Origin of the sequence: Paracoccus sediminilitoris (assembly GCF_003259195.1) — a bacterium.
GTDB classification, from domain to species: domain Bacteria; phylum Pseudomonadota; class Alphaproteobacteria; order Rhodobacterales; family Rhodobacteraceae; genus Paracoccus; species Paracoccus sediminilitoris.
Map to the genome: position 1 here is coordinate 148689 of NZ_QJPK01000001.1, position 26209 is coordinate 174897.

Consider the following 26209-nt stretch of genomic DNA (forward strand, 5'->3'; position numbering starts at 1 on the left):
GCCCCGTCCATCCGCAAGACCAAGGGGGCAGGATGCCAAGCTATTCACACACCATCGGCGGCCAGACGTGGCGCTTCGACACATTGGCCCAGCTGATGGCGAAGGCCACGCCCGAGCGGTCGGGCGATCACCTGGCGGGCATCGCCGCCATCGACGCCGAGGAACGCGCCGCTGCCCAGCTGGCGCTAGCCGATCTGCCGCTGGCGGCCTTCCTTCACGACGCCGTCGTCCCCTATGAGGAGGACGAGATCACCCGCCTGATCATCGACACCCATGACGCCCGCGCCTTTGCGCCCGTGGCCCATCTGACCGTCGGTGGCTTTCGAGACTGGCTGTTGTCGGATGCCACCGACGGTGCGGCGCTGGCGGCATTGGCCCCCGGCCTGACGCCGGAAATGGTCGCCGCCACCAGCAAGATCTGCCGCAATCAGGACCTGATCCTGATCGCGCGCAAGGTCCGCGTGACGACGCGCTTCCGCAACACGCTTGGGCTGCCGGGGCGGCTGTCGACGCGGCTGCAACCCAACCACCCGACCGACGATCCGGCGGGGATCGCGGCCTCGATCCTGGACGGGCTGATGTTCGGCAATGGCGATGCGATCATCGGCATCAACCCGGCCTCGGATTCCCTGCCCGCCGCCACCCGCCTGCTGCACATGCTGGACGAGGTAATCGCAAGGTACGACATCCCCACGCAATCCTGCGTGCTGACCCATGTGACGAACGCAATCGAACTGATCCGCCGCGACGTTCCCGTCGACATCGTCTTCCAGTCGGTCGCGGGCACACAGGCCGCCAACAGCAGTTTTGGCATCGACCTGGCCCTGCTGGCCGAGGGGCGCGATGCCGCCCTGTCCCAAGGGCGCGGCACCTTGGGCGACAACGTGATGTATCTGGAGACCGGCCAGGGATCGGCCCTGTCGGCCAATGCCCATCACGGCGTCGATCAGCAGACGCTGGAGGCCCGCGCCTATGCCGTGGCCCGCATCTGCAAGCCCCTGCTGGTCAACAGCGTCGTGGGCTTCATCGGGCCGGAATACCTCTATGACGGGCGCCAGATCATCCGGGCGGGGCTCGAGGATCATTTCTGCGGCAAGTTGCTGGGCCTGCCGATGGGCTGCGACATCTGCTATACCAACCACGCCGAGGCCGATCAGGACGACATGGACAACTTGCTGACGCTGCTGGGGGTGGCGGGGATCACCTTCATCATGGGCATTCCGGGGTCAGACGACGTGATGCTGAACTATCAGACGACCTCGTTCCACGACGCGCTTTACGCCCGCAAGGTGCTGGACCTGCGCCCTGCTCCCGAATTCGAGGCATGGCTGCAGCAACACGGCCTCTTCGACGCGCAAGGGCGCATGGCCGACCAGCTGCCACCGATCTTTCGCCAAGCCATCACGGGTGCCGCATGACCCGGTCGGATGTGACACCGACGCCCTGGACGGCACTGCGCGGCCTGACGCCCGCCCGCATCGCGCTTGGCCGTTCGGGCAGCAGCCTGCCCACAGCGCCGCATCTGGATTTTCAACTGGCCCATGCCCGCGCCCGCAAGGCGGTGCATCTGGGGCTGGACCTGCCCGCGCTGCAGGGCGGCTTGGCGGATCTGGACCTGCCGGTTAAGGTCGTGGCCAGCGCCGCCGCCGACAGGGCGATGTATCTGCAGCGCCCCGATCTGGGACGGCAGTTGGACGCGGTATCGCGCGATGTGATAGACGCCCCTGAAGGCGGCTGCGACCTTGCCATCGTGGTGGCCGACGGCCTGTCGGCGCTGGCGATCCAGTCGAATGCCGCACCCTTCCTGTCGCTCGTCGTGCCGATGCTGCGCCAGATGGGGCTGACGCTTGGCCCCCTGACCATCGCCACGCAGGCGCGGGTCGCCATCGGCGATGAAATCGGCGCGGCGCTTGGAGCGCGGATGGTGCTGGTGCTGATCGGGGAGCGGCCGGGGCTCAGTTCGCCCGACAGCATGGGGTTGTACCTGACCGACGACCCGAAACCGGGCCGCACCGACGAGGCGCGCAACTGCATCTCGAATGTCAGGGCGGCGGGGCTGTCCTATCCGGAAGCGGCGCAGAAGCTGATCTTCCTGATCAGCCGCGCCCGCCAGCTGGGCCTGACCGGCATCCCGCTGAAGGACGAAGCCGAACCGCTGGCCACCACCCCGCCCCGCCGCAATTTCCTGATCGAATGACGGGACCGGGGCGACGGCGCAGCCGCACTGCAAGTCGCGACCGGGATACAACGGCACCGCTTACAACACGAACCGGTCGCGACATGGCGAGTCTGCCATGAAGATATAAAAGTTTTCCCTATGCGCGCACGGGGAGGACGAAAAATCCCGACCGGGGACGCCTGCCGACGCACTTGGTCCATCGCTCTGAACGCGAAAAACCGCGCAAGCCAATCGGCTGCCCGTGGTGGTTGTCTTGTGTCTTCAAACAGGGAGAAAGTGGCAGCCCGTAGGGGAATCGAACCCCTCTTTCCAGGTTGAAAACCTGGCGTCCTAACCGATAGACGAACGGGCCACTCTGTGTCGCTGCCAGTCTTGCTTGGCTGCGTTGAAGCGGTGTTTAGGCAAAGCGTCCGAGAGGCGCAAGCACAAAAATCGCCTTTCGATGAAAAAACTTCGAAATTCCGAAAAAGCCTAATAAATGCTGCGATATTAAGGCGTAACGTCGGGCACCCTTTCCCGATACCATGGGGTGGCGGCGACTGTTTGACAGAATCACGACACGGGCGCCGACCCGAATGCACCCCCTATCCCCATGCGGCAGCTTGCAGCCTTTCGCGCGGGGTTGTAGACCCGCGCCCAACGAAAGGAGACGTCATGTCGATCACCGAGGACGAGGCCCGCAAGGTCGCCCATCTGGCGCGCATCGCGGTCGATGACGCCCAACTGCCGGCGCTGGCGCGCGAGCTGAGCGGCATCCTGCACTTCATGGAACAGCTGACCGAGGTCGATGTCGACGGCATCGAACCGATGACGGGCGTCACGCCCATGCGCCTGAAGCGGCGCGAGGATGTCGTGACCACGGGCGGCATGCCCGACCGTATCCTGTCGAATGCGCCCGATGCGCGCGAAGGCTTCTTTGCCGTCCCGAAGGTGGTGGAATGACCGATCTGAACACGCTTACCATCGCCGATGCCCGCGACGCGCTGGCCAAGGGCGACGTCACCTCGGTCGAACTGACCGACGCCTGCCTGACCGCCATCGAAGGCGCGGGCGCGCTGAACGCCTTTGTCCACAAGACGCCCGACATGGCCCGCGACATGGCGCGCGCCGCGGATGCGCGGCTGAAGGCGGGCGACGCCACGGCGCTGACCGGCATTCCCCTGGGGATCAAGGACGTCTTCTGCGTCAAGGGCGTGCCGGGCCAGGCGGCCAGCAACATCCTGAAGGGCTTTGTTCCCGAATACGAATCCACCGTGACGCAGAACCTGTGGAACGCGGGCGCGGTCATGCTGGGCAAGCTGAACCAGGACGAATTCGCGATGGGTTCGACCAACGAATCCAGCAGCTATGGGCCGGCGGTGAACCCGTGGCGTCTGCCGGACGGCACGCAACTGACGCCGGGCGGGTCCTCGGGCGGGTCGGCGGCGGCGGTGGCGGCCGATCTGTGCCTGGCCGCGACTGGCACCGATACCGGCGGATCGATCCGCCAGCCCGCGGCCTTCACCGGCACGGTGGGTCTGAAGCCCACCTATGGCCGCGTCAGCCGGTGGGGCGTGATCGCCTATGCCTCCAGCCTGGATCAGGCGGGTCCGATGACCAAGACGGTCCGCGATGCCGCGATCATGCTGGGTGCGATGGCATCCGCCGATCCGCAGGATTCGACCAGCGCCGACATCCCCGTGCCCGATTTCGAGGCCGCCCTGACCGGCGACATCCGCGGCAAGCGCATCGGCATCCCCCGCGAATACCGGATGGAGGGCATGCCGCCCGAAATCGACGCCCTGTGGACCCAAGGCGCCGAAATGCTGCGCGACGCGGGCGCCGAGATCGTCGACATCAGCCTGCCGCACACGAAATACGCCCTGCCCGCCTATTACGTCATCGCCCCGGCCGAGGCGTCGTCGAACCTGGCGCGCTATGACGGGGTGCGCTATGGCCACCGCGCGAAACTGGGCGCGGGCGACGGGATCGACGATCTTTACGCCAAGACCCGCGCCGAAGGCTTCGGCCCCGAGGTTCAGCGCCGCATCATGATCGGCACCTATGTGCTGTCGGCAGGCTTCTATGACGCCTATTACAACCGCGCCCGCAAGGTCCGCGCGCTGATCAAGCGTGACTTCGACAACGCCTTCGCCGATGGCATCGACGCGATCCTGGCGCCCACGACGCCGTCATCGGCCTTCCCGCTTGGGTCGGTGGACAAGGGCGACCCGGTTCAGATGTATCTGAACGACGTCTTCACCGTGACGCTGAACCTGGCCGGTCTGCCGGGCATCGCCGTGCCCGTCGGGCGCGACAGCAAGGGCCTGCCCTTGGGTCTGCAGATGTTCGGTCGCCCTTTCGGCGAGGCCGACCTGCTGAACCAGGCCTTGGTGCTGGAGCGGGCCGCAGGATTTGTGGCCAAGCCGGATCGCTGGTGGTAACGTCCGGCGATAACCTGATGTCGGAGGCAAGATGCGCGGCTGGTTGATCTTATCTGTGCTGGCCCTGGCCGGCTGCGGCGAACACCGGGGCTGGAACCCGAATTATCAGTTCGAGAACGACGCCTATGGCAAGTATCGCACCGCGCGCGAAGCAGCGCTGGTCGCGGGAACGTCGCCTGCCATGGCCATCCCGGTGGCGCGGCCTTTCTACAGCCCCTCGCCCACCAAGATCGCGGGTCGCAGCCCGGTGCCGGTGCCCGCCACGATGGGCCTGCCTTCGACTCAGCCTGCGACCCAGCCCGGGGCGCAACCTGTGGCGCGTCGCGATCCGGATGCGCCGATCCCGATCGTGTCCCCCGAAATGATGCCCTGACCCGCAAGGACGAACCCATGGACGGCCCCAGCCCGAACCACGGCGATCGCCGCGGCCAACGCCCCCGGCTGATCGTCCTGCATTACACCGGCATGGCGGATGCGGCCTCGGCCCGCGCGCGCCTGTCGGACCCGGTGGCCGAGGTCAGCGCCCATTGGCTGATCCACGAAGACGGCTATGCCGACATGCTGGTCTCTGAAGATCGCCGCGCCTGGCACGCGGGCGACGGCAGCTGGCAGGGCCAGGCCGACGTCAATTCCCGCAGCATCGGCATCGAGATCGCCAACCCCGGCAACCGCCCCTTTGCCGCCCGTCAGATGGATACACTGGAAAACCTGCTGGGCCGCATCATGAGCCGCTGGCAGATCGGCCCCGAGGGCGTCATCGCCCATTCCGACATGTCGCCGGGGCGCAAGGTCGATCCCGGCCCGCGCTTCGATTGGGAACGGCTGGCCCGGCAAGGGCTGGCGATCTGGCCATCGGACCGTCACGGCCCCGCCCTGCCCTTGGCGGAATGCCTGACCCGCATCGGCTATCCCGATGTCGAACCCGCCAAACGTCTGGCGGCCTTCCGCCTGCGGTTCCGCCCTTGGGCGCATGGCCCCGAAACCGAGGAAGATCGGCGCATCGCCGCCAGCCTGCTGCCCGCCTGATTGCGCCCCGTAACCCCCCCGGATCGACCATTGACGCGCCGTCCGATCCCCGCCATACCGACCGCGCGCGGAGGGCTGGATGACCGCGGCGGGGCAACCTGTCGAGGAAAGTCCGGACTCCATGAGGTAATGGTGCCGGGTAACGCCCGGCGGGGGCAACCCCAGGGAAAGCGCCACAGAGAACAGACCGCCTGTCTTCGGATCGGTAAGGGTGAAACGGTGGGGTAAGAGCCCACCGGGGGGCTGGCAACAGCGCCCGCATGGCAAGCCCCACCAGGAGCAATGCCGAATAGGGATCGCGCGCGGCGCAAGCCGCAGGGCCACCTTGCCCCAGCAGATCCGGGTAGGCAGCTAGATCCGTCCGGTAACGGACGGACCAGAGGAATGGTCATCCAGCCGCGCAAGCGGTGGACAAAATCCGGCTTACAGGCCCTCCGCGCGTCTTCAGGTCTTCTTCTTGCCGGTCGTGGCGCGGGCTTCGGTCGCGCGGGCGATGGCATTCGCCGCCTCGTCCTGCATCTTCTGGGCAAAGCCGACCATCTGGGCTGCATAGGCCTCGGACCAGGCCGCGAAATCGCCGCCCTTCATCTTGCTGGCGGATGCGCGCATCTCCTCTCCGCGCGCCTTCATGGCGGCGAACTGATCCTCCCACGACTTCTGCATCGTCTCCCACTGGTTGCGGGCCTGATCGCCGGCCTGGTCGAAATACTCCTTCATCTGGCGCTGCATCTGGTCCTGGCGTTCGGCGGCGCTGTCCTGCCACTTCTTGATGCCGGCCATCATTTCGTCGTTGCGGGCGGTCATTTCGGACTGCCAGCTGGCCGAGCGTTCCTCGAACATGCGGGCGTTCTCGGCCAGGCTGGAAAACATGTCGGACAATTTCATGGGCGTTCCTCCTCCGATGACGGGCCAATGAAGAAGGCCCCCGACCGCAAGCCTGCGTCCGGGGGCCTTTTTTGTCAAATGCCGAAGCGATCTACTGGTCCGTCTGGACCGGGCTGTCGGTGGGCAGACCGCGTGCCCGTTCGATCTCGCGCCAACGCGCGACGGCGGCGTTGTGTTCGTCCAGCGTGCGGGAAAACTGGTGCCCGCCCGACCCGTCGGCGACGAAATAGATGTAATCCGTCTGGTCGGGGTTCAGCGCCGCGTTGATCGCCGCGCGACCGGGATTGGCGATGGGCGTGGGCGGCAGCCCGTCGATGCGATAGGTGTTGTAGGGCGTTTCGGCATTCAGCTCCGACCGGCGCAACCCGCGGTCCAGGATGCCCTGCCCGTTCGTCACGCCATAGATGACGGTCGGGTCCGTCTGCAGGCGCATCCCCTGGCGCAGGCGGTTCACGAAGACGCTGGCCACCTGCGGGCGTTCCCCCGCGATGCCGGTTTCCTTTTCCACGATCGAGGCCATGATCAGCGCCTCCTGCGGGTTGTCATAGGGCAGGCCAAAGGGACGGGCCTCCCATTCGGCGGCCAGGATGTCGGCCTGACGCTTGGCCATGTCGGCCAGGATCGCGCTGCGGTCGGCACCCTTTTTCAGCAGATAGGTGTCGGGGGCCAGGCTGCCTTCGGCAGGCGTTTCATCGATGTCGCCGGTCAGGAAACTGGCCGCCTTCAGCGCCTCTACGACCTGCCAGCTGGTCACGCCCTCGGCCATGACCAGCGACAGGCGCACATCGGCCTGTTCCTCGGCGTCAGTGATGGTCTGCGGACGATCCTCGGCACCGGGCACATAGCGGGCCATTTCCTCATAGGCGCCGGTTTCGGGGTTCATGTCGCGCAAAAGAACCGTGTTTTCGCGCACGCCGACGCGGATCAGCACCTCGGTCCCGCAGGTCGACGGGCCGCCCGCCGTCACGGTGTCGACGATCTGTTCCATGCTGGCATTGGGCTGCATCAGAAAGCTGCCGAATTTCAGGTCTCGCGACTTGCCAAGGTAATCGGCGCCTGCGCGAAAGATATAGGCGTTGGAAATCGCCCCTTGTTCGGCCAACCGGTTGCTGACCGCGTTCAGGCTTGCCCCGGGCGCGATCTGGACGCATTGCGCGACCTCGCTTGGGCCCGGGCCGCTGAATTCCGACTTGCCCCAAGCGATCAGACCCGCCAAGGCCACCAGCAGAACAATCGCCAGCGTCAAAAAATTCGAGGCGATGTTGCGCCAGATCATTCGGCGACCTTCCCCATGACCAGGCTGGCATTGGTGCCACCAAAGCCGAAGCTGTTGGACAACACGACATCGACCTTGCGGCGCACGGCGGCATTGGCGGCCAGATCCAGCTTGGGCGTCACGGCGGGGTTGTCCAGGTTGATCGTCGGCGGGCAGATCTGGTCGCGGATCGCCAGCACGCAGAAGATCGCCTCGACCGCGCCAGCAGCACCCAGCAGGTGGCCGATACTGGATTTGGTCGATGACATCACCGCGTTGCCCGCATGATCGCCCAGCAGGCGCTCGACCGCGCCCAGTTCTATCGTGTCGGCCATGGTGCTGGTGCCATGGGCGTTGATGTAGTCGATCTGCGACGGATCGACCTTGGCCGAACGCAGCGCCGCCTGCATGGCGCGGAAACCGCCATCGCCATCTTCCGATGGCGCGGTGATGTGATAGGCGTCGCCCGAGAGACCATAGCCCAGTACTTCGGCATAGATCTTGGCGCCGCGCGCCTTGGCGTGTTCGTACTCCTCCAGCACGACGACACCCGCGCCCTCACCCATGACGAAGCCGTCGCGGTCGGCGTCATAGGGACGGCTGGCCTTGGTGGGATCGTCCTGATGCTGGGTGGACAGCGCCTTGCAGGCGTTGAAGCCCGCGATGCCGATCTCGCTGATCGGGCTTTCCGCACCGCCCGCGACCATCACGTCCGCATCGCCCAGCATAATCATGCGGGCCGCATCGCCGATGGCATGCGCGCCCGTCGAACAGGCCGTCACCACCGCGTGGTTCGGCCCCTTGAAACCATAGCGGATCGACACCTGCCCCGAGATCAGGTTGATCAGCGCGCCGGGGATGAAGAAGGGGCTGACCCGCTTGGGCCCGCGTTCTTTGATCAGCACGGCCGTTTCCGCGATCGAGGTCAGCCCGCCGATACCCGAACCCAGCATCACGCCGGTCCGCAGGCGGTCTTCCTCGTCCTCGGGCATCCAGCCGGCATCCGTCACGGCCTGATGCGCCGCAGCCACGCCGTAAAGGATGAAATCATCGACCTTGCGGCGATCCTTGGGGGCCATCCAGTCATCGGGATTGAAGGTGCCGTCATTGCCGTCGCCGAAGGGGATCTCGCAGGCGTATTTGGTGACCACGTCCTTGGCGTCAAAGCGCGTGATCGGTCCCGCACCCGATTTTCCGGCCAGAAGCCGTTCCCAGGTCGCCTCCACGCCCGAGGCCAGCGGCGTGACCATTCCCAATCCGGTGACAACAACCCTGCGCATCGGCATTTCCTTCGGCTTTTCGCAATTTTCAAACCTGATACACGCGCCGCGCCAGCCGCGCAACGTCACGAAGCCGAGATCGCCGGTCGCAAGGCAAAGCATCGCCATGGCGGGAACCGGCCCGGGGGGTGCGGGGGGCTGGCCCCCCGCCCGTCGCGGGACGCAGGATCAGATCAGCCCTTCGGCGCTGAATTCGGCCATCACGTCCCGCTCGGGGCGTGCGCCGACATGGGTGATCACCTCGGCGGCAGCGATGCACCCCATCCGACCCGCAACGGCCAGCGGACGCCCCGTCGCCAGGCCATAGATCAACCCTGCGGCGAACTGATCGCCCGCGCCCGTCGCATCGACCGGCACGATCCGGTGGACCGGGGCCGTCACGCGTTCACCGTCGCGGATCAGGATGGCGTCATCGCCCGACCGCGTGCAGATGACCGTCCCGCAATCGGCGGCGGCCAGACGCAGCGCCTCCTCCAGGTCCTCGACCTGATAAAGCGCGGTCCATTCATGCACGTTGCCGATCACGTAATCCATCGGGCCCGCCACCAGCTTGCGGAAATCCTCGCGGTGGCGATCGACGCAGAACGGGTCCGACAGGGCGATGCCCGCCTGCCCGCCCGCATCGTGACAGGCGCGGGCCGCCTTCAGAAAGGCATCCTTGCCCTTTGGCTTGTCGAACAGATACCCCTCCAGGAACAGCCAACCCGCGCCCTGAAAGACCGACGGGTTCACGTCATCGGGCCCCAGTTCGGCGGAAATTCCCAGATAGGTGTTCATCGACCGCTCGCCATCCGGCGTCACCATGATCATGCTGCGCGAGGTCGGCAGCTGATCGCCCCCCACCGGCGGGTTCACGAAGACGGTGCCCGCCGCCTCGGTCTGCTCGGCATAGGACAGGCCAAGCGCATCATCGGCGACCCGTCCGATGAAGGCGGTCTTCAGGCCCAGCTTGCCGATCCCCGCCAGGCTGTTGGCGACCGATCCGCCGGGGATCAGCCGCGCCCGCTGCCCGCTGCCCAACTGCCCCTCGGCGGCCATCAACTCGTTCGAGCGGTCCAGATCGACCAGCTGCATGATGCCCTTCTGGACGCCCAGGGCTGCCAGGCGATCCTCGGCGACGGGGGCGATCACGTCCATCACGGCATTGCCGATCCCGATCACATAGGGGGTGGTCATTGGGTCTTCTCCTCATAGGGACACAGGTCGGCAATCGGGCAGATCGCGCAACGGGGCCGTCTGGCCTGACAGATATAGCGGCCATGCAGGATCAGCCAGTGATGCGCATGGACCTGAAAACGGGCTGGGACATGGTCCTCGATGGCGCGTTCGACCTCGTCGACATCGCGGCCGGGGGCGATGCGGGTGCGGTTGCCGACGCGAAAGATATGCGTGTCGACCGCCTGCGCGGGATGGTCAAAGGCGCAGGACAGCACCACATTGGCGGTCTTTCGCCCCACCCCCGGCAGGCTCATCAGGGCGGCACGGCTGTCGGGGACCTCGCTGCCATATTGATCGACCAGGATCTGCGACAGCGCCATGACATTCTTGGCCTTCTGCCGGAACAGCCCGATGGTCTTGATATGTTCGGTCACGCCCTCAAGCCCCAAGGCCAGCATCTTTTCGGGCGTGTCGGCCACCGCGAACAGCCCGCGCGTGGCCTTGTTCACGCCCACATCGGTCGCCTGCGCCGACAGCGCGACGGCCACGACCAGCGTGAACGGGTTCACATAATCCAGCTCGGTTTCCGGCGCGGGATCGGCGGTCTGAAACCGCTGAAAGATCGCGACCTGATCGGCAAAGGGCAATGCGGCGGGTGGTTTCTTGGAGCTGGCCATGGGACATGCTTTTGAACGGCTGAGGGGGCTAATGCAAGCGCGTCGACATCACGCGGCAGCTGTCCCGATTGTGACGTGAATTCAGCCGCCTCAACGAAACAGTGACTTTCTTTCGGGACGGAACTGCGACAGCGTGCCACGCGTTAGCCGCGTATCCCGGAATCGGGAACGCCATCAGAACGTCGCGCGCAGCCGGGCATGACCCAAGGCCGCGCAGTCAGAGGAAAGGGAGCCCGATGAAACTCCGCACCACGTCCGTCCTTGCAGCCTCCAGCCTGTTGGTCCTCGGCGCCTGCGCCGATACCGGCATGATGGGCACCACCGGCGGCGACACCAGCCGCACCCAGCAGGGCGCCCTTGCCGGCGCCGCCGTCGGCGCGCTTTACGGCGCCACGCGCGACAGCGACAGCAACAACCAAGGCCGCGACGCCGCACGCGGTGCGATCGTCGGTGCCGCTGCCGGTGCGCTGGCCGGCAACATTCTGGACCGCCAGGCGGCGGCGCTGAAATCCTCGATCTCGAACCCGAATGTCCAGATCGTGAACCACGGCTCCTACCTGCAGGTCGTGCTTCCCGAAGGCATCCTGTTCGCCACCGACAGCGCCGCCGTTTCGGGACCGGCCCAAAGCGATCTCTATGCCGTCGCGCGCAACCTGAACCAATATCCGAACAGCCGGGTCGAGGTCATCGGCCATACCGACAACACCGGTGCCGCAGCCTACAACCAGGACCTGTCACAGCGCCGCGCGCAATCGGTGGCAGGCATCCTGGCCGCCGCAGGCGTGTCGCAAAGCCGCCTTGCCGCCACGGGCCGTGGCCTGACCCAACCGGTCGCATCGAACGATACGGCCGCCGGTCGCGCACAGAACCGTCGCGTGGAAATCATCATCCGCCCCACCCAGTAAGGGCGCCGGAGGCAATATCTGAAAGGCCGGGCATCGCTGCCCGGCCTTTTTCATGGGCTTGTACCTGCCATGAAAAAACCCCCGGCGACAAAGCGCCGAGGGTCTGGATCGCTGTCCCTGAAGAAAGGCTCAGTTCAGGCGGCGCGCCACGTCTTCGATGGCGTCGTCGATCCCGGCCGAACGCTGACCGGCATGGACCTGCCGGATCAGGATTTCCGAGGCCGCCGCAACGGCAGTCTGAACGGCACGGTCGCGAACGGCACGCACCGCGTCATTCTCGGCACTGGTGATCTGATCGCGCGCGCCCTGCAGGCGACGTTCTATCGAGGTCGCCAGATCTTCCTTGGCCTTGGCTGCCTGCGCTTCGGCTTCACGCTTGGCGTTGGCGACGATCTGGTCGGCCTGGGTCTTCACCTCGCGCTGGCGACGCTCATAGCTGGCATAGATCTCCTGCGCTTCTTCACGCAGGCGACGAGCCTCGTCCAGATCATTGCGGATGCCATCGGCCCGCTTGTCCAGAAGACCGCCGATCAGTGCCGGAACCTTGAAATAGACCAGCACCGCAATGAAGGCGATGAAGGCCAGCAGCACGATGAAATCCGTGTTGCGGAGCGAGAAGAACGGGCCGGTCGCTGCGGCGGCAGGACCTGCCGCCACAGCCGCGGCAGCGGCGATTGCGAACAAGCGGGTCATTGCACGGCCCCTTTCATGCGAGCATCGACGGCGGACGCGACAGCGGCATCATCGGCATTGCCACCAAAGCTGGAGACCAGCTGGGCGGTGACGTCGCGGGCAACCTCACGCGCGCTTTCGTCGGCCGATGCGCGGATCTCGCGGATGCGGGCCTCGGATTCGGCGGCGCGGGCCGAGATTTCGGCATCCGCCTTGGCGATGGCGGCGTCCAGTTCCGTCTGGATCTCGGCGCGGTTCTGCGCGACGATGGCCTGGGCTTCGCTGCGCGCGTCGGCCAGAGCCTTGTCATAAGCTGCCTCGGCCTCTTTGGCCTTCTGCTTGAATTCCTCTGCGGCCATCAGATCGCCGGTAACGGCACCCTGACGGTCGGACAGCACCGCGGCGATGCGCGGCAAAGCGACCCGCGACAGCACCAGATACAGAACCACAAGCGTGACGACCAGCCAGAAGATCTGGTTGCCGAAGGTGGCGATATCCAGCTGCGGAAGACCCGCGGCTTCGGTGGCATGGCCCGCTGCATCGACCCCGTGGGTCGCGGCATCGGCGCCGTGGGCTGCTTCGTCGGTGACGACGACGCCCTCAGTGGTTTCGACCGCGGTGGTGGCGGCCTCTTGCAACAGGCTGAACATATCCTACCCCATGGCCTTGAATATCACGATGGGGTGGGGGTTGCCCCCACCCCGCCGCAAGGATGGCGATGGATCAGACCGCGAACATCAGCAGAAGCGCGACGAGGAACGAGAAGATCCCCAGTGCTTCGGCGAATGCCATGCCGATGAACAGCGTGGCGGTCTGGCCTGCAGCGGCCGAAGGGTTGCGCAGGGCGCCGGCCAGGAAGTTGCCGGCAACGTTGCCCACACCCAGAGCAGCCATGCCCATGCCGAATGCGGTCAGGCCGACGCCGATGTACTGGCCCAGTTCTCCGATATTGCCTTCCATGGTATTTCTCCTTGCGGTTGGAAGTTTGGCTTTAAACGTGTTGTGGCGATATCAGGACGACATCGCCCGGGGGCCGCGGCCCGTCACCTCAGTGCGACGGGTGCAGCGCATCCTTGAGGTACACGCAGGTCAGGATGGTGAAGACATAGGCCTGCACGAAGGCGACAAGCACCTCGAAGGCATACATCCCGACGACCGCGATGATTGCGACGGGGGCAACAGCTGCGATGGCTGCAAAACCCGCGAAAACCTTGATGACCGCGTGACCGGCGATCATGTTGCCGGCCAAACGAATGGACAGCGAAAGAGGGCGCACGAAGTAGCTGATGACTTCGATGACGGCCAGGATCGGACGCACGGCCAGCGGAGCCGAGCGGACCCAGAACAGATCCAGGAAATGCGAACCGTTCTTAATGAAGCCGATCGCCGTGACGCCCAGGAACACCGCCATCGCCAGCACGCCGGTGACGGCGATATGCGAGGTGACCGTGAAGGCCATCGGCAGCAGGCCCAGCAGGTTGGCGAAGACGATGAACATGAACAGCGTCAGGACATAGGGGAAGTAACGCAGACCGTCCTTGCCCGAGATGTCCTCGATCATCTTGTAGACCAGGCCATAGGCCATTTCCGCCATCGACTGCGCACGGTTCGGCACGATGGCGCGGCCACGGGTGCCCAGAACCAGCAACGCGATCGCCGCCAGCGCAGTTAGCGCCAGCCACAGCGTCACGTTGGTCGGGGTGTACCAGTGAACCTCGCCAGCACCGAACAGCGGCTTGACGATGAACTGGTCCATAGGGTGGAATTCAAGGCCGCCGCCAGTCGGTTCCGTCGCCACGATCAATCCCTCTCGTCACTGCCCGGCTGGTCGCCGGATTTTCGGTCAAGCTCGGCCGCGGTCCGCATCATCGATTTGACGCCGGCCGCAAGACCGAAGAATATGAAGAGGACCATCAGGAAGGGCTTGGTGCCCAAGAGATAGTCCAGCCCGTAACCGACCGCGAAACCCAGCCCCAAGCCGGTCACGAATTCGATCACCATGCGCCAGGCCAGATTGGCCTGTTCGTATTTTCCCATCGGGTTGGCACCCGACGGCTTGGGCGCCTTGGCGGCCAGCTTGGCTTCCAGGGCGGCCAGACGTTCGGCATCCGCCGCCCTGTCCTTGTCGCCTTGGGACCCGCTGGCCATCTTTCACGCCCTCGTGTTCGTTGGGGGCTGTCTAGGGGCAAGACCCGCCCAAGTCAAGCGCACGTTTCTCAACGGCAAGCCATTGAAAATGCTTCACTTTGCAATTCTCACAATTCAGCTCCAAGGGTTGCAATCCCCCCCGCGCGCAGACATTATTCAACCGCCCGGTTGAGCGTCAGCCCCCGCGGGCGGCCCCCTGCCCCCTTGGCGACAGACCGACAGGCATCTCGATGACCCCGATCCCACCCCCCGACAGGCTGGACCTGATCTTTGCGGCCCTTGCCGACCCGACCCGCAGGCGGGTCCTGTCGATGCTGCTGGAGGATGACATGGCGGTCAGCGACGTGGCCGCGCCCTTCGACACCAGTCTCGCCTCGATCTCGAAACACCTGGCGGTGCTTGCAGCCGCCGGTCTGATCCGGCAAGAGCGGCGCGGCAGGATCACATGGTGCAAGCTGGACCCCGACGGGATGCGCAGCGCCTCGGTCTGGATGCAGGGCTTCGGGCAGTTCGACCCGATCGACCTGGACGATTTCGAACGGTTCCTGGAAACCGAGCTGAGGGATGACGATGACCGACAAGCACCCTGACATCCTGTGCATAGGCGCGATGCTGTGGGACGTGATCGGACGCGCGCCGCGCCGCATGGCCCAAGGCGCCGACGTGCCGGGCCGCATCCGCCACATCCCCGGCGGCGTCGCGCTGAACGTGGCCGTGGCACTGGCGCGGTGGGGGCTGACGCCCGCCGTCCTGTCCGCCGTCGGCCGCGACCCCGAGGGCGAGGCCCTGACCGCGCAGGCCGGCCGCCTTGGCGTGCGCACCGACTGGCTGACGCGCGACAGCGGCCTGCCGACCGACTGCTATATGGGCATCGAGGACAGCGAGGGGCTGATCGCCGCCATCGCCGATGCCCATAGCCTGGAGGCCGCGGGCGACACCATCCTTGGGCCGCTGTCGGGTGCGCTGGCCGACTGGACCGGCCCGGTGGTGCTGGACGGCAACCTGACTGAGGATCTGCTGGCCACCATGTCGCGCGACCGGCGGCTGGCCGGGGCCGATCTGCGCGTCGTGCCCGCCAGCCCCGGCAAGGCAGAACGGCTGGAACCCCTGATCGCCGCCCGCCGGGGCTGTTTCTATCTGAACAGGCTGGAGGCCGAGATCCTGGCCGGGCGCGCCTGCCCGGATGCCGCCACCGCGGCCGAGGCCGTGGTGGCGCGCGGCGCCGCCCGCGTGCTGGTCACCGACGGACCCCACAGCGCGGCCGATGCCATGGCGAACGGCCCCACGCTGGTCGTCACCCCGCCCCGCGTCACCGTGGCCCGCGTCACCGGCGCGGGCGATTGTTTCCTAGCCGCCCATCTGGCCGCCGAATTGAAGAACCAGCCGCGTGATGCGGCGCTGCGCCAGGCGGTCGAGGCCGCCGCGGCCCATGTCTCTGGAAAGGACGTTCCGTGACCCATATGACCGATGCCCCCATGACCTTCGCCCCCGAAGTGGCCGAGGCGCTGAAAGCCGGACGCCCCGTCGTCGCGCTGGAATCGACCATCATCACCCATGGGATGCCCTGGCCACAGAACCTGGAAATGGCTCAGAAGGTCGAGGACACCATCCGCCAGAACGGCGCTGTGCCCGCCACCATCGCGGTCATGGGCGGCCAGATCCATATCGGCCTGACCACCGAGGCACTGACCGCGCTGGCGCAGACGCCATCGGATCAGGCGATGAAGCTCAGCCGGGCCGATCTGGCCGTCTGTCTGGCCAATGGCCGCACGGGCGCCACGACGGTGGCCGCCACGATGATCTGCGCCGAACTGGCGGGCATCAAGGTCTTTGCAACCGGCGGGATCGGCGGCGTGCATCGCGGCGCGGAAACCAGCTTCGACATTTCCGCCGACCTGCAGGAACTGGGCCGCACGGCAGTGACGGTGGTGGCCGCCGGTGCCAAGGCCATCCTGGACCTGCCCAAGACCTGGGAGGTGCTGGAAACGCTTGGCGTCCCGGTCATCGCCTATGGCCAGGACGAATTGCCGGCCTTCTGGTCGCGCGCCTCGGGGATCAAGGCGCCGCTGCGCATGGACAGCCCCGAAAACATCGCCGCCGCCGCCGCCATGCGGGCGCGTCTTGGCGTGACGGGCGGACAGCTGGTCGCGAACCCGATCCCCGCCGAACACGAGATCACCCGCGACGTCATCTTGCCGGTGATCGAACAGGCCCTGGCCGAGGCCGAGGATCAGAAGATCGCCGCCAAGCAGGTCACGCCCTTCCTGTTGCAGCGCATCTTCGAACTGACCGAAGGTCGCTCGCTGGCCTCGAATATCGAACTGGTGCTGAACAATGCGCGTTTGGCCGCGGCCATCGCGCGGGCCATGGCCTAATCGAAGGGGGTCGGCGGGAAGAACTGCGACAGGTCGAAGCTGTCGGCCACGTTCAGCTTGTCGGCGTGGTCGGTCAGGAACCGGTCCGCCGCCACCTGTCCCGCCGATTTCATCGATGCCAGCATCCCCGGTCCGGGCATCAGCTTGGTCCGGGCCGTCAGGTCGGTCATCAGCGCGTCATCGTCGATCAGGTGGACCAGCACGTTCTTCAGGTTCGCATCATCGACGCGACCCTGTTCGAACAGCCGCTTGACGAAATTCACCGCCCGCAGCTGACCCATCAGGGACGAATTGAAGCTGATCTCGTTCACGCGGTCGGCGATCTCGACCGGGGTGCGGGGCAGGACGTCGCGCATCAGCGGGTTCAGTGCCACGATCATCACGTCGCGCGGGAAGCGGGCGCCGTAAAGCGGGAACAGCGCCGGGTTCGCCGAATAGCCACCATCCCAATAGGCCTCGGTCAGGCCGGTCAGGGGATCGGTCAGTTCGACCGCCTGGAACAGCGTCGGCAGGCAGGCCGATGCCATCACCGCGTCGGGCGTCGCGTGGCTGCCGGTAAAGACCCGGACCCGCCCCGTGCGGACATTGGTCGCCGCCACGAACAGCACCGGGCCGCCGTCGCGGGCGAAGTCGGGATAGGGCAGCCCGCGCAGCAGCTTGCCCAAGGGGTTGGTATAGAACGGCCCGTAATCATAAGGGCTGAAGATCCGCGTCAGGTTGTCCAGCCAGGCGGCGGGCGAGACCATCTGCGTCCAGCGCTGCATCCCGCGCGGCATGGGCATCAGCGATTGCATCCAGCGGATGACGCGGTTGTCGCTCATGGTGCCGACCTCGGACCAGAGCGCGTCCAGATTGCGGCGGGCGGCCTCGCGGCCCGCGCGACCGGAATGTGCCGCCAGCCCCGCCTTCAGCGCCGCCCCGTTCAGCGCCCCCGCCGAGGCCCCGCTGACCGCCGCAATCTGCAACCACGGTTCATCCAGCAGCCGGTCCAACACGCCCCAGGTAAAGGCCCCATGCGCACCCCCGCCCTGCAGGGCCAGATTGATCCGCTTGTCTTCCATGGGGTGACCCTCTCCTCAGCAATAGCTTTCGGGACCGATGGCCATGGCACCGCCATAGCGCGCACCATGCGCCCAACCGGCCGGCAGCACGGCCTCGATCCGGGCCAGCTGTTTGGCGTCCAGCGACAGGTCCGCCCCCTGCGCCAGTTGCCGCCAATGGGCGATGTCGCGCGACCCCGGCAGGGCGATGACATGAGGCGCGCGCGACAGCACCCAGGCGATGGCCAGGCTGGCGGGGCTATGGCCCATGTCGCGGGCCAAGTCGCCGAAGGCCTGCAGGCGCGGTAGGTTCCGCGCCCAGTTGTCGGGCTGGAACCGCGGCATGGTGGCGCGCAGATCGCCCGGCGCAAAAGTTGTCGGTTTGGGGGGCGTGTCGGCGAAGACGCCGCGGCCGACGGGGGAAAAGGCCACCATCGCGGCCCCGTGCCGTGCGCATGCCTGGGTCAGGCCCAGCTCGGGCTGGCGCGTCCACAGCGAATATTCCGACTGGACCGCCGCGACAGGCCCCACCGCAGCAGCGCGTTCCAGCGTCGCGGGCGCAATTTCCGAGAGGCCGATCGCCCCGATCTTGCCCTGATCGCGCAGGCGCAGCAGAGTCTGCATGGTCTCTTCGATGGGGTGGTCGGCCTGGCGGCGGTGCAGATAGTACAGATCGACCCGTTCGACCCCCAACCGTTTCAGCGACGCTTCCAGGGCACGGGTCAGATAGGCGTCGCTGTTGTCGAAAGGATGGTCGGGCTGACGGGTGATCCCGCCTTTGGTCGCTAAGGTGACGCGGTCACCATGGTTTTTCAGAAAACCGGCCAGCAATTCCTCGGCCCCGCCCGCGCCATAGACATCCGAGGTGTCGATGTGATCGATCCCCATCTCGACGCATTCGGCCATGCAGCGCAGGCTGGCACCGGGATCGGCCGCGCCATAGGTGCCCAGAAAGTTCATCGTGCCCAGCGCGACCGCGCCCACCATCGGGCCGCCCTGCCCCAGTTGCCGCTTGTGGATCATGCCCATACCCCGAAATGAAAAGGGCACCCGAAAGGGTGCCCGCCTGTCTCAATCGTCGCCCTGCGCCTCGGCCCGGCTTTTGCCGGCCACGTCGAGGGCCAGCGTCGCCGCCATGAAGCGGTCCAGATCCCCGTCCAGCGTACCTTGGGTATCGCTGGTCTCCTCTCCGGTGCGCAGATCCTTGACCATCTGATAGGGGTGCAGGACATAGGAACGGATCTGGTTGCCCCAGCCCGCATCGCCCTTGGCAGCGTGCTGGGCGTTGATCTCGGCGTTCCGCTTGTCCAGCTCCATCTGGTACAGGCGCGCCTTCAAAGCCGCCATGGCGTTGGCGCGGTTCTGGTGCTGGGACTTTTCCGAACTGGTCACCACGATATTTGTGGGAAGGTGCGTGATCCGCACGGCGGAGTCGGTGGTGTTGACGTGCTGACCGCCCGCGCCTGACGACCGATAGGTGTCGATGCGGATGTCGCGGTCGGGGATGTCGATCTCGATATTGTCGTCCACCACGGGATAGACCCAGACGCTGCTGAAGCTGGTGTGGCGGCGCGCGGCGCTGTCATAGGGGCTGATGCGGACCAGGCGGTGCACGCCCGATTCCGATTTCAGCCAGCCATAGGCATTGTGACCGGTGATCTTGTAGGCCGCGCTGCGGATACCCGCCTCGTCGCCCGAGGTTTCGGACAGCAATTCGACCTCATAGCCCTTCTTCTCGGCCCAGCGCACATACATCCGGGCCAGCATGGACGCCCAGTCGCAGCTTTCGGTGCCGCCCGCGCCCGCGTTGACTTCAAGGAAGGTGTCGTTCGCGTCGGCCTCGCCGTTCAGCAGGGCTTCCAGTTCCTTCTGCGCGGCCATCGTGGCCAGCGCCTTCAGGTTCGCCTCGGATTCCGCGACCAGATCCGCGTCGCCCTCGGCCTCGGCCAGTTCGACCATCTCGGCATTGGCAGCCAGATCGCCCTCGATCCGGCGATAGGTGTCGATGGCATCCGACAGCGACTGGCGGTCGCGCATCAGCTTCTGCGCGCGGGCGGGGTCCGACCACAGATCGCCATCCTCGATCATGGCGTTCATCTCTTCCAGGCGATGGGGCGCGGTCTGCCAGTCAAGGCGCTGTCCCAGCAGGGTCAGCGAACGACGGATGGCCTCGATTGTGGACTGCGTTTCGGCGCGCATCTGCGGGCTCCCTTCGGTCTGGCGTCAGGTCCGGGGTGATAACGCGGCGGGCCGGCTTCGGCAAGACCACCCGCCGCCGCGATCAGTAAAGACCGCCCGAGGACATGGATCCGAAATCGGCCTGCTTGGGGATGACGCGCGTCTTGCCGGTCGACGTGGTGATCGATGTCGCGGCCGAAGCGCCAGCTTCCCACGGCAGGATCACGTTGTTTTCGCCAAAGCCCGACACGACATAGGGCGTCATCCAGTCCGGGTCCGTTCCGTCGCGGAAATATTCCGAGATGACGTTCGGCCCGCTGGCATCATCGGCCAGACGCTGACCGGTCACGCGGTCGATCTTGACCCAATAGCCGCCCGGCGGGACCTTGAACTCGGTGCCGCCGAATTTCGCCACCGCATCGCGCATGAAGGCGTTGAAGACCGGCACGCAAAGGGTGCCGCCATAAGCGCGGTCGCCAAGGCTGCGCGGCTGGTCGAAACCGATATAGCAGCCAGCGACGATGTTGCTGGAATAGCCGATGAACCAGACATCCTTGGCGTCGTTCGTGGTGCCGGTCTTGCCCGCGATCGGCACGGGCAGGTCCACGCCCTTGCCCGAACCGCGCTTGACCACCCCCTCCATCATCGAGGTCAGCTGATAGGCGGTCACGGCGTCCATGACCCGTTCGCGGTTGCTGTCGATGACCGGCCCCTGCCCCACGGGCAAGGGCTGCATGCCGCAGGTTTCGCAGACCCGCTGGTCGTGGCGATAGACGGTGCGCCCGCGACGGTCCTGCACGCGGTCGACCAGTGTGGGTTCGACCCGTTCGCCGCCATTGGCGAACATGGCATAGGCGGCGACCATCTTGAACAGCGTCGTTTCCTGCGCCCCAAGCGCGTTGGCCAGGAAAGGCGACAGCTTGTCATAGACGCCGAAATCCTCGGCATAGCGGGCGACCTGGTCCATGCCGATATCGTCGGCGATGCGGATGGTCATCAGGTTGCGGGATTGTTCGATGCCGGTGCGCAGTGGCGTAGGCCCGTAATGCTGCCCCGAGCTGTTCTTGGGTTCCCACAGGCCTTGGGGCGTGTTCACGCGGATCGGTTCATCGACCACGATGGTTGCGGGGGTATAATTGTTGTCCAATGCTGCGGCATAGACGAAGGGCTTGAAGGACGATCCCGGCTGGCGCTGCGCCTGCGTGGCCCGGTTGAAGACCGAACTTTGATACGAAAACCCGCCCTGCATCGCCAGCACGCGCCCGGTGTTCACGTCCATGGCCATGAAGCCGCCCTGCACCTGCGGCACCTGCCGCAGCGTCCAGCGGATAAAGCTGCCGTCACCGTCATTGGTCATGGTGCGCACCAGCACCACATCGCCCACGTCCAACAGGTCGTCGGCGACCTGTGCGCGGGGGCCAAGGCTGCCATCGGAATTGCGCTTGCGGGCCCATTGGACGTCGGCGGCGGTGATCCAGTGGCCGTCGGCATCCTCCTCGATGCCCTCGATGCCGATGCGGGCGTCGCTGGCGCCCATTTCCAGCACGACGGCGGGTCGCCAGCCGGGAATGTCACGCGGCAGGCGCAGGTCCCACAGCGCACCGCGCCATGCGACCTGATCGGTCAGCGCCTCGGGGGGCAGCACTTCGCCGGTGCCGCGCCAGATGCCGAGGCCACGGTCGTATTGCTCCAGCGCGTCCTGAAGGGCGGTTTCGGCCTCGGTCTGCAGGTCGGGATCGACGGTGGCACGAATGGTCATGCCGCCGCCGAAGAATTCCTCCTGGCCGAATTCGCGGCTCAGCTGGCGGCGGATCTCGTCGGTGAAATAGTCGCGGTCGGGCAGCTGGTTCTGGAAGGACTTGAAGTCGCCGTTCTGGACCGAACGCAGCGGCAGCTTGGCCTCGGCCTCATAGGTGGCCTCGTCGATATAGCCGTTCTGCCACATCTCGCGCAGGACATAGTTGCGGCGTTCGGTGACACGCTCCTTGGCGCGCACGGGGTGATAGCGACCCGGCGCCTGCGGCATGGACGCCAGCATCGCGGCCTCGTGCGGGGCCAGTTCGGTCAGCGACTTGTTGAAATAGGTCTGTGCGGCGGCGGCGACGCCAAAGCTGTTCTGGCCCAGGAAGATCTCGTTCAGGTACAGTTCCAGGATCTGGTCCTTGGACAGCGTCTGTTCCAGCCGCGATGCCAGGATCAGTTCCTTGACCTTGCGTTCCACGCTGCGGTCGCTGGACAGCAGGAAGTTCTTCATCACCTGCTGGGTGATGGTGGACGCGCCGCGCACCTGCGACCCGCCGCTGGCCGCCGCCTGATAGGCAGCCCCCAAGATACCACGCAGGTCATAGCCCGGGTGGGAATAGAAATTCTTGTCCTCGGCGCTGACGAAGGCCTGCTTGACCAGGTCGGGGATCTCGTCGATGGGCACGAAGATGCGACGCTCATCGGCAAATTCGTCGATCAGTTGGCCTTCGGCGGAATAGATGCGGCTGATGGTCTTGGGCGAATACTGGGCCAGCGTCTCGTGGCTGGGCAGATCACGGGAATAGACCCAGAAGATCCCGCCCAGGGTCAGGGCGATGAAGAAGCTGGCGGTCACGAACCAGGAAAAGATCGCTCCGATGAATGAAAGTATGGCTCGCAGCACGTGATGTCGCCTTTTGGAAATCCCAGGGTCAGTCTATAGCCGTCCCACCCCTTCGGGTCAAAGCAACACTGGCGCGATCACCGGCGCAGCAGGTCGCCCCGTGCGGCCTCGTCCTTCCACCAGCCAATCGTGGCTTCGGTCACGGCCTGCACCATCCGGCCACGCCACATCGGGTCCGACATCTTGGCGCGGTCGTAACCATCCGTGATGAAGCCCAATTCCAGCAGGACCGAGGTGATATCGGGCGATTTCAGCACCGAAAACGCGGCCCCCTGCACGGGCCGCGCATGCAGCCCGATCCCCTTCAGCGCCATGCGCGATGTCAGCTGGCGGGCATAGGCCTCGGACCGGGGCTGGGTGTCGGTGCGGGCGAAATCCATCAGCGCATGGGCCAGCGCGTCGTCTTGGCCCGTCAGGTCCATGCCCAGCAACAGGTCCTTGCGTTCGTGGCGCGCGGCCAGCTGGCGGGCGGCGCGGTCATCGGCCGAATTGCTCCAGACATAGACGGTGGCGCCGGCGGCCTGCCCCTTGGGCAGCGCGTCGGCATGAAGCGAAATCAGCAGATGCGATCCGGCCGCACGGGCCGATGTCATCCGCTGCTCCAGGGCCACGAAATCATCCTTGTCGCGCGTCATGTTGACGGTGATGCCCTTGGCCTGCATCGCCTCGCGCAGTTCCAGCGCGAAGGTCAGCACCAGTTCGGCCTCGGTGATGTCGTCGGACTGCGCGCCAGGGTCAAAGCCGCCATGGCCGGGGTCCAGCGTGACGACCAGCCCCTCGCCCCGGATGGGCGTGTCGGACAGCACCGCCGGGTCGGGCAGATTTCGCAGCGCCGCCGCCGCCGAGGGGCGCGGCGTGAACTGATCGGGCGCGACGGGCCACAGTGCGACGTTCAGCCGCGCCTGTGCCCCGCGCGTGTCCATCCCGGCGCTGGCCACGCGATAGGGCCCCGGCAGTTCCATCACGATGCGCGACCAGCCGCGCTTGAAACTGCCGCTGCGCACTGCGTGCAGCAGGTCGCGCCCGAAGATCTGTGGCAGGTCCTGTGCGGTCAGGTTGGCGCCCTTGAGGTCGATCACCAGACGGGCGGGGTCGCCGACCAGAAAGACGCGATAGGGCACGGCCTGGTCCAGCGCCAGCGACAGGTCCATCGCGCGCGGCCCGAAGACCGCCTGCCACCACCCCACGTCCTGCCACGTGACCGAAGACGCCCCCACGTCGATGCGCGCCGGCCCCTGCGCCTGCGCCATGAACGGCAGCAGCAGGGCAAGGACCGGAAGGGCGGCTTTGCGGATCATCGGGTCGCCATGTATCCGGTCAGGCGGCGCAGGCCCTCGGCGATGTCCGCCGTTGCGCGGGCATAGGAAAAGCGCAGCGTCTGCGCGCCCCGCACGGGGTCGAAATCCAGCCCCGGCGTGACGGCGACGCCCGCATGTTCCAGGATCTCGGCCGCCAGGGCCACGGAATCGTCGGTCAGGTGCGACACGTCGGCATAGACATAGAAGGCGCCCTCGGGCGGGGCGATGCGGTCGAAGCCCGCCTTGGGCAGTTCCTGCAGCATCAGGCGGCGGTTTTCGGCATAGACGGCCAGGTTCGACTCGGCCTCATCGGTGCAGTCCAAGGCGGCAAGGGCCGCGATCTGGCTGGCATGGGGCGGGCAGATGAACATGTTCTGCGCCAGGCGTTCCACCGTGCGGACATGGCTTGGCGGCACCACCATCCAGCCGATGCGCCATCCGGTCATGGAAAAGTATTTGCTGAAGGAGTTTACGACGAAAACCTCATCCGTGACCTCAAGCGCGGAATGGCAGCGGTCGCCATAGGATAGCCCGTGATAGATCTCGTCCGAGATGACGGCCACGCCATTCGCCTGCGCCGCATCGGTCAGGGCGCGCAGTTCCGGCGCGTTCAGCACCGTCCCCGACGGATTGCCCGGCGATGCCAGGATCAGCCCCTGCACGCCGTCGGGAATGTCGGTCGGGCGAGGTTGATAACGATCCTGCGGCCGGGTCTGGATGCCCACGGGTTCCAGCGACATTGCCTTCAGGATCTGGCGATAACTGGGATAGCCGGGAACCCCCATCGCGACCTTGTCGCCCGCATCGAACAGCGCCGAAAAGGCCAGCAGGAAGGCCCCGCTGCTGCCCGATGTGACGACAACCCGCGTCGGGTCCAGATCGACCCCGTACCAGCGCCGATAAATATCCGCGATCCCCTGCCGCAGCGCCGGAAGCCCAAGCGCCGAGGTATAGCCAAGCGGCTGGTCCAGCGCCCCGGCCAATGCCTGCCGGGCGCCATGGGGGGCGGGCGTGCCGGGCTGGCCGACCTCCATGTGGATGATGTGACGACCGGCGGCCTCGGCTTTCTGGGCGGCCTCCATCACGTCCATGACGATGAAGGGGTCAACCTGACCGCGGGTGGAATGTCGCATGGCGTTGCCCTCATGTCCTGTCCTGCGGGCCGGTGATAACGCGCGCGGGCCGGACCATCCAGCCTTTTGCGCAATGCCCGCCCGTCACGCAGCCTTGTTCCCCGGCATTCTTGCCATCCCAGCCCCCCCGGTCCAAGCTGGTGCAAAGACACTCCGAAGGGTTCCCATCATGAAACGCCTGATCGCCGCGCTGCTGCTTGGCGCGACACCTGTCCTGACCGCCCCTGCCATGGCCTTCGACATCGGCGCGATGACCGATGACGAAAAGACCGAATTCGGGGCCGCGGTCCGCGAATACCTGATGGCCAATCCGCAGGTGCTGATCGAATCGATCAACGAGCTGGAAAGCCGCCAGGCCGAACAGGCCGCCAAGGATGACGTCAATCTGGTGGCCGAAAACCACGACGCGATCTTTGATGATGGACACAGCTGGGTCGGCGGCAATCCCGATGGTGACCTGACCATGGTCGAATTCATGGATTACCGCTGCGGCGTCTGCCGCCAATACAATCAGGAAGTGGTCGATGCCGTCGAGGATGATGGTAATATCCGCCTGATCATCAAGGAATTTCCGATCCTTGGCCAAGATAGCGAGGCTTCCAGCCGCTTTGCCATTGCCGTCAAGCAGATCGCCGGCGACGAGGCCTACAAAGCCGCCCATGACGCGCTGATCACCCTGCGCAGTCCCGCCAATGAAGACGCCCTGCGCAAGCTGGCAGACCAGATCGACTTGGATGCCGACAAGGTCATCGCGCAGATGACCTCGGATGAGGTGACGCAGGTGCTGGTCAAGAACCGCGAACTGGGCGAGACGATGGCCATCCAGGGCACCCCGACCTTCATCATCGGCCAGCAGATGCTGCGCGGCGTTCCCCGTGCAGGCGTTGCCAGCGCCATCGACCAGGTGCGTGACGCGATGTGACAAGACGG

General features: G+C 66.0%; 27 protein-coding genes, 1 tRNA gene and 1 other RNA gene. 12 read left to right on the forward strand and 17 right to left on the reverse strand.

What is annotated here, in order from left to right:
- Nucleotides 1-32: 32 nt before the first annotated feature.
- Both DKT70_RS00705 and eutC read left to right on the forward strand, forming a co-directional pair.
- A complete protein-coding gene (locus DKT70_RS00705; RefSeq protein ID WP_111557370.1) occupies nucleotides 33-1418 on the forward strand; it encodes an ethanolamine ammonia-lyase subunit EutB in 1386 nt (461 codons plus the stop codon).
- Nucleotides 1415-2197, forward strand: a complete 783-nt coding sequence (gene eutC / locus DKT70_RS00710; protein WP_111557371.1) for an ethanolamine ammonia-lyase subunit EutC — start codon at nucleotides 1415-1417, stop codon at nucleotides 2195-2197. The genes DKT70_RS00705 and eutC overlap by 4 nt, the downstream gene beginning before the upstream one ends.
- A gap of 259 nt (nucleotides 2198-2456) precedes the next feature.
- Here eutC and DKT70_RS00715 read toward each other — a convergent pair.
- Nucleotides 2457-2531: transfer RNA gene (locus DKT70_RS00715), tRNA-Glu, on the reverse strand.
- Nucleotides 2532-2833: 302 nt separating this feature from the next.
- On the opposite strand from DKT70_RS00715, the gene gatC reads away from it, so the two are divergent.
- From gatC to rnpB, 5 genes are all read left to right on the forward strand, one after another.
- A complete protein-coding gene (gene gatC / locus DKT70_RS00720) occupies nucleotides 2834-3121 on the forward strand; it encodes an Asp-tRNA(Asn)/Glu-tRNA(Gln) amidotransferase subunit GatC (RefSeq protein ID WP_072297727.1) in 288 nt (95 codons plus the stop codon).
- Nucleotides 3118-4602: an Asp-tRNA(Asn)/Glu-tRNA(Gln) amidotransferase subunit GatA gene (gene gatA, locus DKT70_RS00725; RefSeq protein WP_111557372.1), complete on the forward strand. Its 1485-nt coding sequence runs from the start codon at nucleotides 3118-3120 to the stop codon at nucleotides 4600-4602. The genes gatC and gatA overlap by 4 nt, the downstream gene beginning before the upstream one ends.
- 31 nt (nucleotides 4603-4633) lie before the next feature.
- On the forward strand, nucleotides 4634-4975 hold the full coding sequence (locus DKT70_RS00730; RefSeq protein WP_146612578.1) for a hypothetical protein: 342 nt from the start codon (nucleotides 4634-4636) through the stop codon (nucleotides 4973-4975).
- A gap of 17 nt (nucleotides 4976-4992) precedes the next feature.
- Complete coding sequence (locus tag DKT70_RS00735) at nucleotides 4993-5628, forward strand: N-acetylmuramoyl-L-alanine amidase (protein ID WP_111557374.1); 636 nt, start codon at nucleotides 4993-4995, stop codon at nucleotides 5626-5628.
- A gap of 67 nt (nucleotides 5629-5695) precedes the next feature.
- An RNA gene (gene rnpB, locus DKT70_RS00740) (RNase P RNA component class A) lies at nucleotides 5696-6070 on the forward strand.
- Between the two features lie 2 nt (nucleotides 6071-6072).
- Here the strand turns inward: rnpB and DKT70_RS00745 are convergent.
- The 5 genes from DKT70_RS00745 to nth form a co-directional block, all read right to left on the reverse strand.
- Nucleotides 6073-6513: a hypothetical protein gene (locus tag DKT70_RS00745; RefSeq protein WP_111557375.1), complete on the reverse strand. Its 441-nt coding sequence runs from the start codon at nucleotides 6511-6513 to the stop codon at nucleotides 6073-6075.
- A 91-nt stretch (nucleotides 6514-6604) separates the two neighbouring features.
- Nucleotides 6605-7786: an endolytic transglycosylase MltG gene (mltG, locus tag DKT70_RS00750; protein WP_199559519.1), complete on the reverse strand. Its 1182-nt coding sequence runs from the start codon at nucleotides 7784-7786 to the stop codon at nucleotides 6605-6607.
- A complete protein-coding gene (fabF, locus tag DKT70_RS00755) occupies nucleotides 7786-9048 on the reverse strand; it encodes a beta-ketoacyl-ACP synthase II (protein WP_111557377.1) in 1263 nt (420 codons plus the stop codon). The genes mltG and fabF overlap by 1 nt, the downstream gene beginning before the upstream one ends.
- Before the next feature lie 168 nt (nucleotides 9049-9216).
- Entirely contained in the window at nucleotides 9217-10224 is a 1008-nt protein-coding gene (locus tag DKT70_RS00760; protein WP_111557378.1) for an adenosine kinase, read from the reverse strand.
- The gene (nth, locus tag DKT70_RS00765; protein WP_111557379.1) at nucleotides 10221-10883 is read right to left on the reverse strand and encodes an endonuclease III; all 663 of its coding nucleotides are present in this window, start codon (nucleotides 10881-10883) and stop codon (nucleotides 10221-10223) included. Before nth ends, DKT70_RS00760 begins: the two co-directional genes overlap by 4 nt.
- Nucleotides 10884-11119: 236 nt before the next feature.
- Between nth and DKT70_RS00770 the strand changes: the two genes are divergently transcribed.
- Entirely contained in the window at nucleotides 11120-11788 is a 669-nt protein-coding gene (locus tag DKT70_RS00770) for an OmpA family protein (protein WP_111557380.1), read from the forward strand.
- 129 nt (nucleotides 11789-11917) lie between these two features.
- Here DKT70_RS00770 and DKT70_RS00775 read toward each other — a convergent pair whose 3' ends face one another.
- The 5 genes from DKT70_RS00775 to DKT70_RS00795 form a co-directional block, all read right to left on the reverse strand.
- Nucleotides 11918-12481 carry a F0F1 ATP synthase subunit B gene (locus DKT70_RS00775; RefSeq protein ID WP_111557381.1) on the reverse strand — a complete coding sequence of 188 codons (564 nt, stop codon included), beginning with the start codon at nucleotides 12479-12481 and terminating at the stop codon, nucleotides 11918-11920.
- Entirely contained in the window at nucleotides 12478-13110 is a 633-nt protein-coding gene (locus DKT70_RS00780) for a F0F1 ATP synthase subunit B' (RefSeq protein ID WP_111557382.1), read from the reverse strand. The genes DKT70_RS00775 and DKT70_RS00780 overlap by 4 nt, the downstream gene beginning before the upstream one ends.
- A 73-nt stretch (nucleotides 13111-13183) precedes the next feature.
- The gene (locus tag DKT70_RS00785; RefSeq protein ID WP_042244507.1) at nucleotides 13184-13420 is read right to left on the reverse strand and encodes a F0F1 ATP synthase subunit C; all 237 of its coding nucleotides are present in this window, start codon (nucleotides 13418-13420) and stop codon (nucleotides 13184-13186) included.
- A gap of 88 nt (nucleotides 13421-13508) precedes the next feature.
- Nucleotides 13509-14216: a F0F1 ATP synthase subunit A gene (locus DKT70_RS00790; RefSeq protein WP_199559520.1), complete on the reverse strand. Its 708-nt coding sequence runs from the start codon at nucleotides 14214-14216 to the stop codon at nucleotides 13509-13511.
- A gap of 44 nt (nucleotides 14217-14260) precedes the next feature.
- Entirely contained in the window at nucleotides 14261-14608 is a 348-nt protein-coding gene (locus DKT70_RS00795; protein ID WP_111557384.1) for an AtpZ/AtpI family protein, read from the reverse strand.
- 230 nt (nucleotides 14609-14838) lie between these two features.
- Here DKT70_RS00795 and DKT70_RS00800 point away from each other — a divergent pair, with 230 nt between their 5' ends.
- From DKT70_RS00800 to DKT70_RS00810, 3 genes are read left to right on the forward strand one after another with little or no spacing between them, the layout of a single operon-like run.
- Nucleotides 14839-15198 (forward strand): ArsR/SmtB family transcription factor, encoded by a 360-nt coding sequence (locus tag DKT70_RS00800; protein WP_072297714.1) that lies wholly within the window; start codon nucleotides 14839-14841, stop codon nucleotides 15196-15198.
- Nucleotides 15179-16063: a PfkB family carbohydrate kinase gene (locus DKT70_RS00805; RefSeq protein WP_111557385.1), complete on the forward strand. Its 885-nt coding sequence runs from the start codon at nucleotides 15179-15181 to the stop codon at nucleotides 16061-16063. The genes DKT70_RS00800 and DKT70_RS00805 overlap by 20 nt, the downstream gene beginning before the upstream one ends.
- Nucleotides 16064-16068: 5 nt before the next feature.
- On the forward strand, nucleotides 16069-16983 hold the full coding sequence (locus tag DKT70_RS00810; RefSeq protein WP_111557856.1) for a pseudouridine-5'-phosphate glycosidase: 915 nt from the start codon (nucleotides 16069-16071) through the stop codon (nucleotides 16981-16983).
- On the opposite strand, the gene DKT70_RS00815 is transcribed toward DKT70_RS00810, so the two are convergent.
- The 6 genes from DKT70_RS00815 to DKT70_RS00840 all read right to left on the reverse strand — a co-directional run bounded on the left by DKT70_RS00815 (nucleotide 16980) and on the right by DKT70_RS00840 (nucleotide 25279).
- The gene (locus tag DKT70_RS00815) at nucleotides 16980-18044 is read right to left on the reverse strand and encodes a patatin-like phospholipase family protein (RefSeq protein ID WP_111557386.1); all 1065 of its coding nucleotides are present in this window, start codon (nucleotides 18042-18044) and stop codon (nucleotides 16980-16982) included. The two genes, DKT70_RS00810 and DKT70_RS00815, sit on opposite strands and share 4 nt — an antisense overlap.
- A 15-nt stretch (nucleotides 18045-18059) precedes the next feature.
- Complete coding sequence (locus tag DKT70_RS00820; protein WP_233490358.1) at nucleotides 18060-19046, reverse strand: aldo/keto reductase; 987 nt, start codon at nucleotides 19044-19046, stop codon at nucleotides 18060-18062.
- Nucleotides 19047-19094: 48 nt separating this feature from the next.
- On the reverse strand, nucleotides 19095-20222 hold the full coding sequence (gene prfB / locus DKT70_RS00825; protein ID WP_072297711.1) for a peptide chain release factor 2: 1128 nt from the start codon (nucleotides 20220-20222) through the stop codon (nucleotides 19095-19097).
- Nucleotides 20223-20304: 82 nt separating this feature from the next.
- Nucleotides 20305-22848, reverse strand: coding sequence for a penicillin-binding protein 1A (locus DKT70_RS00830; RefSeq protein WP_111557387.1), 2544 nt, complete (start codon nucleotides 22846-22848; stop codon nucleotides 20305-20307).
- Between the two features lie 77 nt (nucleotides 22849-22925).
- Entirely contained in the window at nucleotides 22926-24146 is a 1221-nt protein-coding gene (locus tag DKT70_RS00835) for an N-acetylmuramoyl-L-alanine amidase (protein WP_111557388.1), read from the reverse strand.
- Complete coding sequence (locus DKT70_RS00840; protein WP_111557389.1) at nucleotides 24143-25279, reverse strand: pyridoxal phosphate-dependent aminotransferase; 1137 nt, start codon at nucleotides 25277-25279, stop codon at nucleotides 24143-24145. Before DKT70_RS00840 ends, DKT70_RS00835 begins: the two co-directional genes overlap by 4 nt.
- A gap of 169 nt (nucleotides 25280-25448) precedes the next feature.
- On the opposite strand from DKT70_RS00840, the gene DKT70_RS00845 reads away from it, so the two are divergent.
- The gene (locus tag DKT70_RS00845) at nucleotides 25449-26201 is read left to right on the forward strand and encodes a DsbA family protein (RefSeq protein ID WP_111557390.1); all 753 of its coding nucleotides are present in this window, start codon (nucleotides 25449-25451) and stop codon (nucleotides 26199-26201) included.
- Nucleotides 26202-26209 lie beyond the last annotated feature (8 nt).

Excerpts from the sequence above, each read along its gene's own strand:
- DKT70_RS00815 (WP_111557386.1), bottom strand. The coding sequence starts at position 18,044 with ATGGAAGACAAGCGGATCAATCTGGCCCTGCAGGGCGGGGGTGCGCAT.
- DKT70_RS00790 (WP_199559520.1), bottom strand. The coding sequence starts at position 14,216 with ATGGACCAGTTCATCGTCAAGCCGCTGTTCGGTGCTGGCGAGGTTCAC.
- DKT70_RS00775 (WP_111557381.1), bottom strand. The coding sequence starts at position 12,481 with ATGACCCGCTTGTTCGCAATCGCCGCTGCCGCGGCTGTGGCGGCAGGT.
- nth (WP_111557379.1), bottom strand. The coding sequence starts at position 10,883 with ATGGCCAGCTCCAAGAAACCACCCGCCGCATTGCCCTTTGCCGATCAG.
- DKT70_RS00810 (WP_111557856.1), top strand. The coding sequence starts at position 16,069 with ATGACCGATGCCCCCATGACCTTCGCCCCCGAAGTGGCCGAGGCGCTG.
- eutC (WP_111557371.1), top strand. The coding sequence starts at position 1,415 with ATGACCCGGTCGGATGTGACACCGACGCCCTGGACGGCACTGCGCGGC.
- DKT70_RS00805 (WP_111557385.1), top strand. The coding sequence starts at position 15,179 with ATGACCGACAAGCACCCTGACATCCTGTGCATAGGCGCGATGCTGTGG.
- fabF (WP_111557377.1), bottom strand. The coding sequence starts at position 9,048 with ATGCGCAGGGTTGTTGTCACCGGATTGGGAATGGTCACGCCGCTGGCC.
- DKT70_RS00780 (WP_111557382.1), bottom strand. The coding sequence starts at position 13,110 with ATGTTCAGCCTGTTGCAAGAGGCCGCCACCACCGCGGTCGAAACCACT.
- gatC (WP_072297727.1), top strand. The coding sequence starts at position 2,834 with ATGTCGATCACCGAGGACGAGGCCCGCAAGGTCGCCCATCTGGCGCGC.
- DKT70_RS00760 (WP_111557378.1), bottom strand. The coding sequence starts at position 10,224 with ATGACCACCCCCTATGTGATCGGGATCGGCAATGCCGTGATGGACGTG.
- DKT70_RS00705 (WP_111557370.1), top strand. The coding sequence starts at position 33 with ATGCCAAGCTATTCACACACCATCGGCGGCCAGACGTGGCGCTTCGAC.
- gatA (WP_111557372.1), top strand. The coding sequence starts at position 3,118 with ATGACCGATCTGAACACGCTTACCATCGCCGATGCCCGCGACGCGCTG.
- DKT70_RS00845 (WP_111557390.1), top strand. The coding sequence starts at position 25,449 with ATGAAACGCCTGATCGCCGCGCTGCTGCTTGGCGCGACACCTGTCCTG.
- DKT70_RS00770 (WP_111557380.1), top strand. The coding sequence starts at position 11,120 with ATGAAACTCCGCACCACGTCCGTCCTTGCAGCCTCCAGCCTGTTGGTC.
- DKT70_RS00745 (WP_111557375.1), bottom strand. The coding sequence starts at position 6,513 with ATGAAATTGTCCGACATGTTTTCCAGCCTGGCCGAGAACGCCCGCATG.
- DKT70_RS00820 (WP_233490358.1), bottom strand. The coding sequence starts at position 19,046 with ATGATCCACAAGCGGCAACTGGGGCAGGGCGGCCCGATGGTGGGCGCG.
- DKT70_RS00800 (WP_072297714.1), top strand. The coding sequence starts at position 14,839 with ATGACCCCGATCCCACCCCCCGACAGGCTGGACCTGATCTTTGCGGCC.
- DKT70_RS00795 (WP_111557384.1), bottom strand. The coding sequence starts at position 14,608 with ATGGCCAGCGGGTCCCAAGGCGACAAGGACAGGGCGGCGGATGCCGAA.
- DKT70_RS00785 (WP_042244507.1), bottom strand. The coding sequence starts at position 13,420 with ATGGAAGGCAATATCGGAGAACTGGGCCAGTACATCGGCGTCGGCCTG.
- DKT70_RS00835 (WP_111557388.1), bottom strand. The coding sequence starts at position 24,146 with ATGATCCGCAAAGCCGCCCTTCCGGTCCTTGCCCTGCTGCTGCCGTTC.
- DKT70_RS00840 (WP_111557389.1), bottom strand. The coding sequence starts at position 25,279 with ATGCGACATTCCACCCGCGGTCAGGTTGACCCCTTCATCGTCATGGAC.
- DKT70_RS00735 (WP_111557374.1), top strand. The coding sequence starts at position 4,993 with ATGGACGGCCCCAGCCCGAACCACGGCGATCGCCGCGGCCAACGCCCC.
- DKT70_RS00730 (WP_146612578.1), top strand. The coding sequence starts at position 4,634 with ATGCGCGGCTGGTTGATCTTATCTGTGCTGGCCCTGGCCGGCTGCGGC.
- prfB (WP_072297711.1), bottom strand. The coding sequence starts at position 20,222 with ATGCGCGCCGAAACGCAGTCCACAATCGAGGCCATCCGTCGTTCGCTG.